At 47.2% G+C, this 16,458-nt stretch carries 11 protein-coding genes; 1 reads left to right on the forward strand and 10 read right to left on the reverse strand.

From position 1 onward, the window contains the following. Positions 1-22 precede the first annotated feature (22 nt). Positions 23-1,227 (reverse strand): IS3 family transposase gene (locus tag AYI87_RS11405; RefSeq protein ID WP_144202213.1). Its coding sequence is split into 2 segments (ribosomal slippage): positions 23-909 and positions 909-1,227, totalling 1,206 coding nucleotides; the frame shifts between segments, so codons are not numbered across the junction. A 330-nt stretch (positions 1,228-1,557) separates the two neighbouring features. Next, positions 1,558-2,679 (reverse strand): IS4 family transposase, encoded by a 1,122-nt coding sequence (locus AYI87_RS11410; RefSeq protein ID WP_144202215.1) that lies wholly within the window; start codon positions 2,677-2,679, stop codon positions 1,558-1,560. A gap of 516 nt (positions 2,680-3,195) precedes the next feature. Between AYI87_RS11410 and AYI87_RS11415 the strand changes: the two genes are divergently transcribed. Next, positions 3,196-3,477 carry an HU family DNA-binding protein gene (locus AYI87_RS11415; RefSeq protein WP_144202217.1) on the forward strand — a complete coding sequence of 94 codons (282 nt, stop codon included), beginning with the start codon at positions 3,196-3,198 and terminating at the stop codon, positions 3,475-3,477. Between the two features lie 105 nt (positions 3,478-3,582). Here the strand turns inward: AYI87_RS11415 and AYI87_RS11420 are convergent, their stop codons facing one another. From AYI87_RS11420 to AYI87_RS11455, 8 genes are all read right to left on the reverse strand, one after another. Next, a complete protein-coding gene (locus AYI87_RS11420) occupies positions 3,583-5,214 on the reverse strand; it encodes a hypothetical protein (protein ID WP_144202219.1) in 1,632 nt (543 codons plus the stop codon). Then, complete coding sequence (locus tag AYI87_RS11425; protein ID WP_144202221.1) at positions 5,211-6,755, reverse strand: TnsD family Tn7-like transposition protein; 1,545 nt, start codon at positions 6,753-6,755, stop codon at positions 5,211-5,213. The genes AYI87_RS11420 and AYI87_RS11425 overlap by 4 nt, the downstream gene beginning before the upstream one ends. Position 6,756: 1 nt before the next feature. Next, a complete protein-coding gene (locus AYI87_RS11430) occupies positions 6,757-8,406 on the reverse strand; it encodes an ATP-binding protein (RefSeq protein WP_144202223.1) in 1,650 nt (549 codons plus the stop codon). Further along, the gene (locus AYI87_RS11435; RefSeq protein WP_144202224.1) at positions 8,399-10,504 is read right to left on the reverse strand and encodes a Mu transposase C-terminal domain-containing protein; all 2,106 of its coding nucleotides are present in this window, start codon (positions 10,502-10,504) and stop codon (positions 8,399-8,401) included. Before AYI87_RS11435 ends, AYI87_RS11430 begins: the two co-directional genes overlap by 8 nt. Beyond that, on the reverse strand, positions 10,491-11,357 hold the full coding sequence (locus AYI87_RS11440; protein WP_144202226.1) for a TnsA endonuclease N-terminal domain-containing protein: 867 nt from the start codon (positions 11,355-11,357) through the stop codon (positions 10,491-10,493). The genes AYI87_RS11435 and AYI87_RS11440 overlap by 14 nt, the downstream gene beginning before the upstream one ends. 143 nt (positions 11,358-11,500) lie before the next feature. Then, the gene (gene glmS, locus AYI87_RS11445) at positions 11,501-13,330 is read right to left on the reverse strand and encodes a glutamine--fructose-6-phosphate transaminase (isomerizing) (RefSeq protein ID WP_144202228.1); all 1,830 of its coding nucleotides are present in this window, start codon (positions 13,328-13,330) and stop codon (positions 11,501-11,503) included. A 35-nt stretch (positions 13,331-13,365) separates the two neighbouring features. Beyond that, positions 13,366-14,136, reverse strand: coding sequence for a DeoR/GlpR family DNA-binding transcription regulator (locus AYI87_RS11450; RefSeq protein WP_011867631.1), 771 nt, complete (start codon positions 14,134-14,136; stop codon positions 13,366-13,368). Positions 14,137-14,281: 145 nt separating this feature from the next. Continuing rightward, a complete protein-coding gene (locus AYI87_RS11455; RefSeq protein ID WP_144202230.1) occupies positions 14,282-16,420 on the reverse strand; it encodes a TonB-dependent receptor in 2,139 nt (712 codons plus the stop codon). Between the last annotated feature and the right edge of the window lie 38 nt (positions 16,421-16,458).

Consider the following 16,458-nt stretch of genomic DNA (forward strand, 5'->3'; position numbering starts at 1 on the left):
AGATCCAGACACTTTTTCCCGCTTAGGGTTGTGATACCCGACTGCGCAGAAATTCCCGGGGTGAACGGTATCCCAAGGCGCTGTGCGGGTGGTGCTCGTTATAATGCTCAAACGCGATAGCCAAATTGCCTACCGCTGTTCGGCTATCCGGTTTTGGCATCATCTCGATATAGTCTCGCTTCATCGTCTTCACGAAGCTCTCCGCTATACAGTTGCTCTGTGGGCTTCTCACCGCCGTTGTTCTGGGCTCCAACCCGATTTCTCGTGCAAATGCTCGGGTCTCATGGGCTCGATACGCCGAGCCATTATCTGTCAGCCACGCCACTGGCAATGTCGGCAATACATCCCCAAAGCGACGTTCGACAGACCGCAGCATGACATCTTGCACCGTGTCGCTATCGTAACCTCCTGTGCTGGCGGCCCAGTCCAACGCTTCTCTATCGCAGCAATCCATGGCGAACGTGACCCGTAGTTTTTCACCGTTATCGCAGCGAAACTCGAAGCCATCCGAGCACCACCGTCGATTGCTCTCCTTGACGGCAACACGCCCCTTATGTGCCCGTTGGGTCAATGGTGCTGCCGGTTTTCTTTCCAGCAGCAGGCCATGATCGCGCATGACACGATATACACGCTTGGCGTTTACCACAGGCTGTAGTGTTACCTCTGACTGACGTCGTAACAGCGCCCAGACTCGGCGATAGCCATAGGAGGGAAGCTCTGCCATCGTCTCCAGGATCCGGCCAAGTAAGACTGCATCATCACGCTGGCGATGATGACGACCATCTTGCCAACCCGGTTTTCGATGAACACGAACGGATAGCTGCGCACGCGATACATTAAGGGCCTGGCTCACAGCCCTTAATCGTCGTCCCCCGGCAACAAGGGCGCATGCGCTATCCATTTTTTTGCTCGACCATACTCCACGGCTTCTTTGAAGATCTCGTTCTCCATGGTCTTCTTCCCGAGCAAACGCTGGAGCTCTCGGATCTGCTTGATGGCAGCAGCCAACTCTGAGGCTGGAACAACATCCTCACCGGCGGAGATCGCCGTGAGAGACCCTTCCTGGAATTGCTTACGCCATTTGAAAAGCTGGTTGGCGTTGACGTCGAACAAGCGAGCGACATGAGAGACGGTCATACTGGGCTCAAAGGTCTGCTGCACGATGGTGATCTTTTCCTGCGGAGTCCAGCGTCGACGGCACTCGGTCCCAGTTAACACTTCGACCATCTTCTCATTGCGACTAGTACTGAACATAGTTCCAAAACTACCTCTTAAGTTAAGAGGGGCGAAGTGTCTGGATCTTCAAGGGACCAACCTAATGGCTTCGGCTGTGAATTCTGGTGTAAAACGTTGCTTGGACATGGTGCCCTCCTAAAGTTGTATTTTAAGTCTCATAGACTGGACCTTAAGCATTGAGATGAGGAGGCGCCCAACCCAATCTGTTGTTTTTATTGAATTTACACCGTAATCTTCGTCAACACGTTTGGGCAATGAAATTTATTGCCCAAGCCACATCCGCCCGCAATTGGGTCTGAGATTGAGTTGCCAACGATTTCATTATTGGCTCAAACCAACCTGCTGGGGTATCAGCGATAATCTCATCACTGCTTTCGTTGCCGCGCCTCTGCACAAATACCGTTTAACCAACAAGCTCAGTAAGCTTGACCAGATAAGGCCTTCTACCAAATGAGGCTGGCATGTCGCAAACTGTCTGAGATTGTTGTGGCTTTTCCACTCCTTAAACAACAATTCAATTTGCCAACGTAGTCGGTACAGTTTGCTGATGTCTTCGCCAGTAAACTGGCTGCGAGGCAGATTGGTCAGCCAGCAGAGGTGTCGTTTCTCGCTCGGATACCAAATGGCAACCAGACGGCCGTGGTATGTCTTCCATGCGACATCCATGTCAATAAAGGCGTGCCTTTTGCCCTTAGTATTAAGTACATCTTTCAGGTTACGTCCTTCTAACGTACTGATGTGCTTGCCTTTAGCGTTAAGTGCTTGAGTCACCTTTGGATTTAGGTGTTTTGGGCCACGCATGAGAAAGTATCCGCCATGCTGGCTCAGTTTTGCAAAGTATGCCAAGTCCATATACCCTGCATCAGCCAGCAGCAAGGAGCCCGCCAGTGTTTCAGGCAAGGGTAAATGGGCTCGCTCTGAACTGCGATCTGGAGTCAACGTCAAGCTGACAGGCTGCTCAGACAACAGCGACATCGTCAGATGGCATTTAACCGAGGCTGGCGATGGCAGTATGAACCGATTTGGATAATGTGCGGCTAAATCAGGATGGAGTACAACCGAAGAACCATCCTGTATGAGCACGTCGTTAAACAAGCTCATTTTAGCGGGCAAAGCTTGTCTGAATTGCACTCGCATCAAGGCCATAGCGCGACACGTGACCTGGCGAACGAAACGAGCAAATGCTTCTTTACGCAATTGATTATGAAACGGTTTATAGGCAACCGCGAGGTTGGCATCCATTGCGATGCCATTAAAAGTCCGGTGCAATGTGGCAATAGACTTAACAGAGCCTTCCCCTATGGCCGACACCAAACTGGTCAGCAGTGGTAATGGTTGAATTGCTCTCAATCGATGGCAGAATCCCTGGGTTTTGTCGGTGTGATTGAGATAATTTTCATTGAACAGTTGGCTTAACGTTTCGGATATGGAAATATGCTGCACGGCTCTTCGTCTGTGTGGTTTTGTTTGGCGACTAAATCAGATCACAGCAAGAGCCATTTTTCTATCTATTTCAGAGCAGGTTTTCGTTAAAGATCCTGTCTATGAGGAGTGTCTAGTGTTTTAGGGAAAGTCCACATCACTGGCCTTGTCGCAGGCGCAGAGCAACAGTGCCGCGCAAGCAACCCAAAACAGCGACATGAAATGGTTCGTGGAGTTGTTAAGCATAATAAACTCACATCTGGTAAATCGTAGGCGTTAACCCGTTATAATTTGATGCTATATTAACCAATATGGGGCGGCGAATCATCCTTATCACCCCTTTTATCAATATAAAAATAAGTTATCCACAGTTTCTATGGATAACGCAGCTGACAAGCTGAGGAAAACTCCTTGAAACCCCTATGGCGCCCTTGTTTTGATAAAACGGCGGTGGCATAGTCAATACCACCAATACCACGCGAGGCAGCACGTGCATTATTCTCTCATACAAACCAACACGAAAAGGACGGTAACGCCATGAACAAATCCGAACTCATGACCCGCATCGCTTACGACAGCGACCTGACCCAAAAAGAAGCCGCCGCGGCGCTGAATTCGCTGACTGCCGCCATTACACACGCCTTGGTAGAGGGGCAAGTCGTGGCTCTGGCTGGATTTGGCACCTTTAGCGTGAGCGCTCGGCGCGCACGACAGGGGCGCAACCCCCGGACGGGTGAGGCCTTAGTTATCCCTGCCAAGGCCGTCCCCACGTTTAAAGCCGGGAAAAGCCTGAAAGAGGCGCTGAACCACATCCGGTAAGAACGCGTCCACGCGCGCCAAGGAAATTTGGTGCGCGGTTCCTTTGTATCACCCAATGAAGCCCATATTCGTCATAGAAGGTTCAAGTGAGGGGAGTCCCCCATATTAAAGAGCCAATATTTTTTCAACCGCCCTGGCAACCCAGGCATCAAGAGCTTCTTCCTCACGCTTAACCTTGTTATCAGGATGCCCAAGATAAACACAAATCCTTGTGTTTGATGAATTAGATTGTCGTTTCCAACTCATCGCATTCAGTCCTTTGTCTTTATCCCTACTCATTAAGTCATCAAGAATACTCTGATAAATTGAGTCGTCGCTTTTCGCCCTGAAGAACAAGGTCGATAAGCTTTCTTCTTTGGTTAACTCAATTTCCAAAACTTGAACGGTTGTCGTGTCATCACGTTGGATAGTTGCGTGGCAAAACTGGCGGGGCCTACCATCAATCAAATGAGCACTACGACAACTCTGCTTCGGTACATCACCCATCTGATAATCAATCTTCCAACTATATTTGGATTCAAGTTGCTCAAGCATAACTTGGAAAAATGCGATTTTCTCAGGCGCTTCGATTAACTTTGGTGGTTCTAGATTATCAACATCGGCACGCACACCTTTACCGGTATCTTTTCCTTCTTGTAAACTCGCGAGTTCTTCCTCTGACTGTTCCTGATTATCATCCAACTCAGGTTTTGTATATAGTGGCAATGCTCTTACATGACGAGGACTTCGTCTACAATCAGGCTCCACATCAAAGTTCAAACCCGTTCTTCCCAGTTTAACAAGATACTGCTTTTTACTTGCTTTAGGATTACCACCTGGGTCTAAGTCTTTGATATTAACAGGTGGTTTATTCGGTTTCCGAGACTTACCCTCATCATCAGGCTCTCCCGAATCAGATTCGAGATAAAGAACATCATCAGGATGTGAGAAGAACACGGTATCTAACTCCGGTGACTGAAGGCCCGATATGGACCTGATTTCACGGATGTAAATGTGCTCTTTTGACTCACCGCCAGTAAATCCGGCATACGAAATTTCACAATTCCCGAGATCAGGAGGAGAGAAATCAAATGTCCACCTTGCACCGTTATCAATTTCCCTTGTTGTTTGGTTTATATGGGCAAAGATGGAACAAAAACTCTTCTCAGCTTCAGGAACAAAGAATAGCCACGTAAAAAATTTTCTGAACTGCAAACTATTGAGATATCTAACTGGAATATTAGTGGACAACGTTACTTCACCAATCCAGCCCAGAGAAGTAGCCTTCCCCAGTTGCCAGGTGTTCCCATGATACACAGAAGCCCTAGTCACCTCAGCTGAATGAAAAAATAACATTCTAGCCAGCTCAATTGCTGGCAACCAATAAGTTCGTCCTGCGGAATCAAGGCGATAAACCACCAAATCACCGACTTGTTCAGAATACTGTCCAGCCCGGTGCAAAAAACTGGGAATATCTCCATACCGGCATTTTTTCCAGTGACTAATACCAGGGACTTGAAAAGTCCCGCTCCATCCTTGAGCGACATTCTCAATTGAATCTCTTGGAAATCTAGTTCCGGCCGTTAGGGTTGGCAGCATATCAATGGGTAAAGGTCTACGAATCGAATGCTTTTCATCATGCCAAAAATAACAGACTACCTGCCAGTCATGTCCAGGTTTTCGATACCAATCACCGAGTAATACCAACTTTGAACCTCTGGGAATGCTACGGATGCCTATCTCGTCTAACTCATTCATTTATGACGTGACCCCGCTAAAACTTCTAATGCTATGATTTGTTTTTCGATTCTTTCAGTAACTAATTCTTCTCGAATATTTGCAGCTCTAATCAATTTCCAGCGTTTGATTGTTTGATTCTGTTCGAGCAAATATTGATAGGCCGATTTAAGCCTAATAATCTGATAGTCTTCTAACGATTCAGCATGTAAGTCCAGCCACTGCTTGGTCAAAGGCAAATCTACCAAATGTTTTTGGACCGAATTTGCTCTTGGCAACTGCTGAATCAAATGACTTGCAGTCAAACGAGGCCGCCCTTCAACTTGAACGACATTTTCATAAATAGCAGTTAATGCATTAACATTTTCTCTGTCCCAACGGGAATAGTCGACGTCTCGCAGAGACTCAATAGCTATTTCCTTTTCCGGACAATGGCGCATTAACCATGAATAATCGTTGCGGTATAACCAAGCATAAACACGGCCACCTAAATTCAGTTTACGTAATTTCTTTACTCCACAATCAGGATGTTCGGCCATTAATTTAACCCATTCATCTCTATGTGCTTTGACTTCCGACGAAGGCTTCCCTGTAACGATAAACACCGGAGTTAATCGTTCTTGCTCAGCAGGAAACTGTTTCACCTGCTTTAATATTTCAGACAGGCTTTTATCCGGGGTCAATGCAGATAAAGTCATGAGATGACGAAGTGGATGGAATGATTTTCTATGCTTGCGAAACAGATTGATGAGCCAACTGTTTTCGTTCAATTCAGGTAAAAATGGTTCCAAAAAGGAGTTTTTCCAAGCTTGTTTTAGGCTCTGATGAATATCTTGATGTTGTACACGGCTTTTATGAGTAAACCCGAGATCCTTAGCAAGTTGTTGATAATATAGTGACCAACGGTTTACCCCAAAACCTTCCAGAGAAGACATATTCAGTAGTTCTTGGTGATATTCAATCACCCGTTGCTCTGATTGTGTAAGATCAACACCTCGAATCTGGCGAGAGCGACATTCAATAATAGCGGCATGGTAATGATGTTTTTCTTTAGGGTGAAAAGATACTGCGGTATCTTCAAGTTTACAGCGATGATCAATACAAACATCAATACCAGGTAATTGATGCATACGCCTCCAATAAGGTTCACCCAATTCAGTCAATTGTTCTTCCAAGCATTGCGGGCAATATCGGAAGTGAATAGGTATCGGTACACGACTAGCAACAATCCCTGCACGAGTATGTATTTTGCCCCCTTCCTTAGATCCCATTGAGCAAATAATCTCTTTCGTCTGCTCAGCAGATAAGAATGGGAAATATAAAGGCGCTAGCGTAAATTGGGCAATGAGTTCGTTGATACTGATTTGCCAAACCTGTCCTGCATTATCACTAAAGTCATGTAAGTGGCTCGGTAAATCTGGAATTGCTACTGCACTATCCGTTCCCCATACATCTCTGACCACCGCTTTTTGATTTTGCGCTTGTCCTGTATGACATCCATAACGAGCGACGCAGCTATAAAGTAGTTCATCATCATATGGTACGGGGAAATAAGTTAGCATTTTAACCAGCCAGTAATTCGTCAATTGGATAAATCAACTGCCGCTCCGATAGTGCTTCGTATTGCGATCCTGTTTTATCACTATAGATTTTCCTTAAATCACGCTCGGATAATTGCCCCCAATGGCTTGAACTCGTATAAATAAGCTTCTCTTTCTTTTTCTTTGTTTTCACTGTTTGATGAACATCTTGAGTTAAAGAATTCGTCACCAATTGCATTAGATGAAGAATCTGTAGATCTGGGTTTCTGGCTATAGCATCGGTAACTAATGGGCGAGCAATATCTTCTGCAATTCCCATAGAAACGATTGCACTAATCGCTGAGTTAGCCACATTATTTTCAGAGGAATCACCAAGCTCGACGGGGGTCGGTTTTGGTAATGGTTGAGAGACCAGTCTATCAAAAGCACCGATTATGCTTTCTTCCAATTTGGGAAAAACAAGGTCATTACACTCTTCAACTTTCTTCATATTACCGCTTCTCAACGCTTCGATCATCGGTCGAACGATAGAAAACTCCTCTTCGAACACATCATTGAATAGTTCAACAGACAACATCTCGTCTTCGGCGCTGCCTGCCAACAAAATGGCACGCGCCTGAGCCAAACAAAACAGTTTTACCACAATATCTGGGATGCCCTGACTCAGTTCATAAAGCTTATTGGTTAAGGATTCTGTTCTTTCTACTTTGTTGTTCAGCCATTGATAGGGCCAGAGTTCGGTCAGAAAATCCTCCCAGCTTTCATCAAAGGGTAATCGGTCCCAAACAATACTTCCATCCCCGCTCGCTCGGCGGGCTTGGCGAAATTCACTGGTAAAGAGTCTCAACGCTTTGGGCGTGCCAATCAACACTACAGAAACCTCTACAACATTAACCAATGTGACGAGAAAATTAATCATTTTCTTCTCACCACCGCTCTTCGCCAGGTTCATGTGCTGAAACTCATCAATAACGAGTAAGCCAATCGCATGGATTAGGCAAAGATCAGCAACATCTGCCATCATTTTACCAATAGTTGGCCGACCAGAAGCGTATTTAGCGCGGTAATCAATATTTAGGCGTCGCCCTAAAGCGATAAAGAAACTCAGACAAAAATCCGAAAGTGAACCGTCATGTGGGCAATCAATTTTTAACCATGGCACCTGGAGCAAATGGTACTCGGGATGGTAAATGACTCTATCGTAGTTATTAAGTACCAGATTTACAGTGGTCGATTTACCCGCTCCTGATATACCAGCAATAGCCATTGAAGATGCAGGAGAGTCGATGTCATCATGAATATAAGCGGTTAAATCTTCCCTTTGAACTAAATCTCTGATCGTATTGAGCTTACGTTTAAAAGTGGCCGTATTCGGATTTCGGTTCAGGTAGCTGGAGCGAATCAACTTAGACAGTTTTTGCTCAACAACAATGTGATTAGTCTGCGGTACAAAAAAAGACCGAGTTAGTCGGTTAATCGCATGCGTTCGAATATGGCTTTCCAAATTCAATTCAGCAGAATGATAGATGGGTCGTTTTCTCAGCTTCTTAGCCACCTCTATGGGACTCATAATTATCGGCAATGCAGCAATAAGAGGATTATCATTGTATTCTGGTAATCCTTGGTCTTTATACTCAGCTTCAGGATAACGAGTGTCATTATAGTTATTCATCTAAGTCATCCTCTTTAAGTAGATCTTTTAATCTCGTTGGCAACTTAAAGCTTTTCTGAGCTGGTTTTGCTCCATGAATCGGTGTAACCGTTGCTAATGAATCACCAGATTCCTGATCATTCTTGGCCGACTTTTTGTCTCGCTCATATTGTCTTTCGTTACTTTTATTACCCGAGATACCCTTCGCTCTTTGTGCCTTTTCTGCTTTGGTATATTTGGGTTGTTTTGATTTTGCTGCATCAAAAATCAGCTCAAGATCATTCACCAAATTAACAGAACCAGCTCGGGCTTTTAATCTAGATGTCGCCGCCGCCGCGTTTTGCTCATCACGAGTAGTCCAAAGCTCCCACATTGTCATGTTGGCAAACGCTCGACTCCGTTCCGTAAGGTTTGCGGGAATAAAATCCGCATAGGAGTCAGATGGTCTTAAATAAATCGTATTTGTGGTATACAAATCATACGCCACTGTAACTGATTTGGGGCCACGATAATTACCTTCAAACCATCCCCAATCTAACGCCTCTTTACAACTGTAGTAACAACCAAAAAGCTTTAGTCCATGTTCAGTGATAGTCGCCGTAGTATGCGGTAGCAGATTTACGTTAACTAACTTCGAGTCTGGTCTACGAAGTAAACCGGTTCGATATTCAATCCCCCAGTTCCACAGAGTAAGAGGGTTTGCCGGCAGATCTTTAGGAATGCCAGAATCAATATCGTAAGTACTAATCACATGCTCATTGTTGTAGAAAAGAACAATCTTAATCATCATCTTAGTGAATTCTTTTAGGGTAAGAATTCCATCCTGACGATAGTCGTTGCCATGCCGTTTTTTACCTATCGGATTTTTTGTCACATACCCTTCAACAAACGGTTTCATCTTAGTTTGAGTGGTCCGGAAGTATCGTTCAACAGCCCCTTTCCAATCTGCGCGAAAAGACGGTGTATTTTGAATATCTACATGAAAAGCTTTACTGAGCACTTCTACATGCCGTCCCAGTATTTCACCTTTATCACCAATAAGGTTTTCAGGTAATCCTTGCATCGGCCACATATCTGGAGTGATCTCGATATCAAACTGGGCGCAATATTCGACCTTGTCAGCCATCGACGCACTAAGTGCTTCCATAGCCGTAACCCACGATGGATTCTCCAAACCAATATACATTCCAACGATAGCGCGACTGAAAACATCCACAACAAAATAGAGAGTTGGACGACCTATTATTTCTTCACGATTTAGCTCTGAAACCAGATAGACATCGGCAATAGTCGCATCAATTTGATATAAATATCCCGGACCGGGAACTTCTGCTGTTGATGTACTTAAAACAGGTCGAAAATCTTTGAGGTAATTAATATCACCTTCTCTTTTTCTAGTAACTTCAATAGATGTATACTCTTTTTTATAAAAGTAACCAAATTGCCTTTCAGTCGGTACATCAATTAAATCTTCCGGCTTACAAGGTAACTTTATACCATAGGCAATAAGCAATTGATTGTAGGCGTAATCAAATTCATATTTTCCCTGGTTTAGCAGGCACTTTTCAATCACAACCCTAAAAATCGACTTCATTTGCTCAGTAACTGGCACACCTTCCCCAGAGGCTCTAGTACGACGACGACCGTTACGTTTATCTTGAAATTTTTTAGATTTACCAAGGCCACCACAGAGATCATACCGCCCACTTAATGCATTTTTGCACATGCCAAACTGCCAGTAACGTCTAAGCCACCGATATACCGTCTGCTTAGTTGCCCCTGATTGCTCCAGTACTTGATTGAAGAGTTCGCCTCTGGTTTTTCTCTTATATATATCTGGCTCAGCTTTAATCACCAAACCAATAGCATCCCAGGCTTTTTCCTGAATAGCTTCGGCCTTTGAACCTGTTTTCGGGGAAGTCATACTGAATTTGATATAAGGATCGGCTATGGACAGCAGTTCTCTCCTTGCCATGAAGTGTTCAAAATCAGATTTTGATGCAATCTGTGGAAGGGCACGATCATCGTCAATGTCTATCCAGAAGATAGCGTGCTGATTACTCCACAAAATTCGGATTCTTTTTTCATCCCAGGCATAGACATCGTTAGGCATGAACATATTGAGCATCCTTTCCTAACCAATACTCTGAAGCAATGATATTTTTAGCTTTTAAGCTTGTGTGCAGATAATTCTGCATATCCCACTGGAAAGCATTTTGTGCGGCAAGATGCCTGAAATATTTTAGGTTTGTACCGCGCTCAAGCCCTTGTTTTTGATCCAACTCGCTAAGCACCACAGGAAGCTTTTCTTCCCGGCTAGCTTCCAGCATCTGTAGAATACTCTCGAACACGAACATTCTTCGAGAGTCATCAAGATCATAGCTGTGCATGTGGGGAGCCAACCAACGGATATTTTTCACAAAATGAACCGGCACTTCATTTTCAGTGAAGATAAACCATTCTATTCCTTCTCCCTCCCAAAATCGCCGTTCCAATTCTAGCTTCTCAATTGTCCGTTCATCTTCAAGATCCTGCACATACTTAACCGATATAGCTTTGCTCAGGTGCTGTCCATCTGAATTGAAATCTACAAGTAAGTCAGTAGTCATGACTTGTATAACACCTTGATAGGCAGGGTGTTTAATACCTAACCGTTTCGCTATAGAAATCGTTACTTCAGGATTAAGAGGAAATTGCTCTCGGATATCGATAACCGAGTGTTGCCAGTCGAAGATAAGAAATGCGGCTAATTCAAGATCAGAAAGTAAATGAACAATACGATTATGAGTAAGAGCTGGTCGTCGATGAACCCTTCCTTTACTAGGAACATCACGAACGGTAAGAAACGGCTTGTAATGTTTGCCAACTCCCTGGCCTCGCTTCTCTTTTTGTAAACGCTTGAGAATTGCAGGTTCGAGTAAATTAGTGATTTCCCGAGGATGAGGGGTAAGAAACACAGAGTCTTGTTTCATCTTATAGTATCCGAGCTATGCATATTTATTAAGCATAGCTCGGAAAGACTAAAGTATGATAGTTTTTTGTTTAGTATTATACTTTTTTGTAAGTATGATAGTTTTTTGTATACTTACAATAGGGGTTAGTTTAAGAGCGCAAATTACTCTACCGTCACCGACTTAGCCAGGTTACGCGGCTGATCCACGTCGGTCCCCTTGATCAGGGCGACATGATAAGACAGCAGCTGCAACGGTATGGTGTAGATGAGCGGCGCCATGTAGTCGTCACAGTGTGGCACTGGGATCACCTTCATGGTGTCGTCTGACTCGAACTCGGCGTCCTTGTCGGCAAACACATACATGAGGCCACCACGGGCACGCACCTCTTCGACGTTCGACTTGAGCTTTTCAAGCAGTTCGTTGTTTGGCGCCACGACGATCACAGGCATATCGGCATCAATCAGTGCCAGCGGGCCATGTTTTAGCTCACCAGAGGCATAAGCTTCGGCGTGGATGTAAGAGATCTCCTTAAGCTTAAGCGCACCTTCCATCGCGATAGGATACTGATCGCCACGGCCCAGGAACAGAGCGTGATGCTTATCGGCAAAGTCTTCGGCCAACTCGGCGATGGCATCATCCAAGCCTAGCGCCTGCTCCACCTTAGCCGGCATAGACTGCAGACTCTGGGTGATCTCGGCCAGCATCTCGGGAGACATGCCGTTGTGACGACCGACAGCGGCGGTCAGCATTAGGAGACCTGCCAGCTGTACGGTAAAGGCCTTGGTTGAGGCCACGCCGATCTCGGCGCCCGCCTTCATCATGTAAGCCATGTCCGACTCGCGCACCAGAGAAGAACCTGGCGCGTTGCAGATAGTCAGGGTCGCCTTGTAGCCCATCTCTTTGGCCAAACGCAGTGCGGCCAAGGTATCGGCTGTTTCGCCCGACTGAGAGATGGTCACCAACAGGCTATTGGGGAACAGGTGCGATTTACGGTAACGGAACTCGGAGGCGATCTCGACGTTACAGGAAACCCCAGCCCAATCCTCAAGCCAGTAACGTGCCGCCATACCCGCGTGATAGCTGGTACCACAGGCGATGATCTGCACGTGTTTGATATCTTTTAGGAACTCAGCCGCGTTTTCACCGAAGGCAGAATCCAACACATGGCCACCGGCGATGCGTCCCTCCAGAGTATGAGCGATAGCGCGAGGCTGCTCATAGATCTCCTTGAGCATATAGTGACGGTACTCGCCCTTGTCGCCCGCATCATGAGTCACTTCCGACTCTTTCACCTCGCGCTCGACCGCGTTGCCATCAACATCGAAGATGCTCACGGTACGGCGGGTTACCTCGGCTACATCACCCTCTTCGAGGAAGGCGAACGAGCGGGTCACGGGCAGCAGCGCCAGCTGATCCGAGGCGACGAAGTTTTCGCCCAGGCCGAACCCTATCACTAGTGGGCTACCTGAGCGGGCGACTATCATGCGCTCGCTGTCACGACGGTCTATCACCACAGTGCCGTAGGCGCCTTCGAGTTGTTTGACCGTGGCCTGCACTGCGCCAAGCAGAGTGTCATGAGACTTAAGCTCATGGTGTACCAGGTGGCAGATCACTTCGGTATCTGTATCTGAGTTAAAGGTGTAACCCAGGCCCTTCAGCATGTCGCGTAGCTTGTTGTGGTTTTCGATGATGCCGTTGTGTACCACGGCAATGTCACCGCTAGACTGGTGAGGGTGAGCATTACGCTCACTCGGCTCGCCATGGGTCGCCCAGCGCGTATGGGCGATACCCGTGCCACCGACGAGCGGTGCCTGCTCTAAGGCACTAGACAGCTCTTGCACCTTGCCTACACGGCGAGTGCTTGCCAGTTCATTGTTATGGATAACCGCCACACCGGCAGAGTCATAACCACGATATTCGAGGCGGCGTAGCCCCTCGACTAGAATTTCCGCAACATCCCTTTGCGCCACTGCGCCAACGATTCCGCACATAGTTTTTTCCTACTTACTCTTACTAATTTAAAAATTTATTTTGAATAGGGCGCGAGAATCACCTCTACACCCTGCTCGATAATTTGTTCTACCGTCTGCTCATCGACTCTGTCGTCGGTCACCAGCACGCTTATCTGCTGCCATGGCAGCTCCAGGTTAGGTATGCGCCTGCCTATCTTGTCTGAGTCCACCATGACGATCACCTCACGGGAAACCTCGGCCATCACCTTGCTAAGACCGGTCAACTCGTTGAAGGTGGTAGTGCCTCTGGCGAGATCTATCCCATCGGCGCCGATGAACAGCTGATCGAAGTTATAGGAGCGCAGCACCTGTTCGGCCACCTGTCCCTGGAAAGATTCTGAATGAGGATCCCAGGTGCCACCCGTCATCAGTAGCGTCGGTTCATTTTCCAGCTCGTGTATGGCGTTGGCCAGCTGCAACGAGTTGGTCATCACCACTAAACCGCGCTTGGTATTGAGCTGCTGTACCAGGCCCGAAGTGGTGCTGCCGCTGTCGATGATGATGCGGTTATGATCTTTAATCAGCCTGGCCGCGGCCTCGGCGATAGATAGCTTATTGGGGGCTATCTTGGCGCTGAACTGCTGAGTCACCTCATCAGGGATCGCCACGGCGCCACCGTAACGACGCAGCAGCAGACCGGTTTTTTCCAGCACTGCCAAGTCTTTACGTATGGTTACCTCAGAGGTTTCGAAACGATTAGCCAGCTCATCGACGCTCACCTCGCCAGTCTCATTCAAGACGGCAATAATGCTGTGGCGGCGCTGTTGAGTGTTTCGTTTATTCACAAAGAGTTTCACTTAAGTTTCGTTTCGAAAGATGAATTATAATGATTCGAAACTTTTTTACCAGCAATAAAGATTGAAAACCGAGCTAAAAACGCAAAAAGCCGCTATCACAGATAGCGGCTTAATGAGTGAAATGAAATTGAGATTAGAACTTGGCTTGCAGCGCTAAGCCAAAGTGACGTCCCTCACCCACGGTAACATCCGTATTGGTACCACCGGCCAGGTAATCGGTATCGAACAGGTTCTTCACATTGAGGCGTACGCTGACATCGCTACCCATCACATCCATGGTATAGGCGGCGCCGATATCGAAACGCACATAGGCATCCTTGGTGATGGTGTTATCCGTATTGGCAAAACGCTCGCCCACATAGATGGCACCAAAGTTAAGCGCTAAGGCCTCTGTCATCTCATAGCGGGTCCAGATGTTGGCCGACCACTCGGGTGCATCCACAGGCGTCTTACCGTTAAGTCTGTCCTCTTCCGGCCGTTGATACTCGGCATCGAGATACATCATAGAGCCCGTCATAAACCACTTGTCGCTCAGCTGCCCTTGAGCCCCCATCTCGAAGCCTTTATGACGCTGTTCACCGGATTGAGTGGTAATCGTCTTATCACCACTTGTCGGGATCACCTCGAGATCTTGGGTCACGGTAACATTGGATACCGTAATATCGAACAGGGCGCCGGTTAGCAGCAGGCTACCATCGAACAGCTCCCACTTAGTACCAACCTCATACTGCTCGCCATACTCAGGATCCAGATTCATCTGATCGTTCACATCATCCGGATCATTCACCATACCCTGGGGGGTGAAGCTCTTAGAGTAGTTGAAATAGATGCTGCCGTTCTCAGCCGGCGAGTAGATCACCCCAAACTTAGGCGATACCGCATAGCTGTTATTGCCCTTACCATCCTTCTTCTGCTCATCGTAACGTACACCGGCCAACAACTGCCATTGCTGGTTAATGGTCATCAGATCCTGAATATAGAAGCCATAATGCTTATAGTCGGACTCAGACTTGGTGGTGTCGCGATGATAATCCAAATCTGGACGAGGCACAGGCTGTCCCGGCATCACCAGCTGGTTCTTATCTCCCGCCTCCTTTAGCTGGCCATAGTAGTAGTCCAGCATATTGGCGCCGATCAACAGCTTGTGCTCGAAGTCGCCGGTGCTAAAGTCGCCGGTAAAGTCGATGAAGCCAGTCTTATGTTGCCAGTCGTCATAACGATCGAATGGGCTAATGGTGTAACCATCGGTGAAGGGATCTTCCGAGCCCTTTACCAGGCTAGGTGAGGAATCTAAACGCTGACGATTAAACTGCTGATCGTTATAACCCGCCTTGATCTGCCAATCGTCGCTAAGATGATAGGTTAGCTCGGCGCCCAGGTTTGAGATGGTGTTATCGGTAAAGGCCCAGGGCTGATCCCAGATGATATCGCGGCCACCGATCAGCTCGCCTCGACTGTTGAGCCAGCCACCACGGTCTATGCCCGTCTTATCCTGAGTGTGGTCATACTTGAGCGACAGCATAAGATCGTCTGTGATATCGAACTCAAGGTTCAGATAGCCCAACCAGCGATCCCGCTCCTGATTTGTACCATCTTGATATTCACGCCAGTATTGAGTGTCTTGCTTAACCAGCACCGTGCGGTAACGTATGGTCTGCGCCTCATTAAGGCTGCCACCGGCATCCAGCTGAAAACGGGTCGAACCATGTTCGTCGGTGTCGAAACCCAGCTCAAACAGGGTGTCATAGGTAGGCTTCTTGGTGACCATGTTGATCAACCCGCCAGGGCCAGACTGGCCATAGAGCATGCTAGAGGGGCCCTTTAACACCTCGACCTGTTGCAGGGTCTCGATAGGCTGCACATAATGAGACCACTGCTGCTGACCATTGATCAGATAACCCGAACCGGATGACAGCTCGAAACCGCGGATGTTAAATACCTGACGATTCCACTTCTCGCTGCCGCTGGTGACACTCGAGTCGTTCACCAGTACCTCTGACAGATTGGTAGCCAACTGCTCGTCGGTCACAAAGTCGGGGATCACTGCCACAGATTGCGGCGTATCCATAAGATCGATATCACCACGCATGGCGCCGGAAGCGACGCCCACCTTATAGTCGTTAAAGGTTCGCCCCGTCACGGTAATTCGTTCGATATTAGCCTCAACCAGGCTGTTTTCGGCATCATCGGCCACTGCAGGCGTCGCCGCCAGGGCGGCCAGCACGGCAAAACCGACAGGAGAATAGTTAAACGAACCTAGCTTAAATGACATGCAAACCTCACCACTAAACAACAAGTAAACGAAAGTTG

The organism is Shewanella sp. KCT (genome assembly GCF_007636505.1).
Lineage (GTDB): Bacteria > Pseudomonadota > Gammaproteobacteria > Enterobacterales > Shewanellaceae > Shewanella > Shewanella halotolerans.

Excerpts from the sequence above, each read along its gene's own strand:
- AYI87_RS11420 (WP_144202219.1), bottom strand. The coding sequence starts at position 5,214 with ATGAATGAGTTAGACGAGATAGGCATCCGTAGCATTCCCAGAGGTTCA.
- AYI87_RS11440 (WP_144202226.1), bottom strand. The coding sequence starts at position 11,357 with ATGAAACAAGACTCTGTGTTTCTTACCCCTCATCCTCGGGAAATCACT.
- AYI87_RS11425 (WP_144202221.1), bottom strand. The coding sequence starts at position 6,755 with ATGCTAACTTATTTCCCCGTACCATATGATGATGAACTACTTTATAGC.
- AYI87_RS11415 (WP_144202217.1), top strand. The coding sequence starts at position 3,196 with ATGAACAAATCCGAACTCATGACCCGCATCGCTTACGACAGCGACCTG.
- AYI87_RS11455 (WP_144202230.1), bottom strand. The coding sequence starts at position 16,420 with ATGTCATTTAAGCTAGGTTCGTTTAACTATTCTCCTGTCGGTTTTGCC.
- glmS (WP_144202228.1), bottom strand. The coding sequence starts at position 13,330 with ATGTGCGGAATCGTTGGCGCAGTGGCGCAAAGGGATGTTGCGGAAATT.
- AYI87_RS11430 (WP_144202223.1), bottom strand. The coding sequence starts at position 8,406 with ATGAATAACTATAATGACACTCGTTATCCTGAAGCTGAGTATAAAGAC.
- AYI87_RS11435 (WP_144202224.1), bottom strand. The coding sequence starts at position 10,504 with ATGTTCATGCCTAACGATGTCTATGCCTGGGATGAAAAAAGAATCCGA.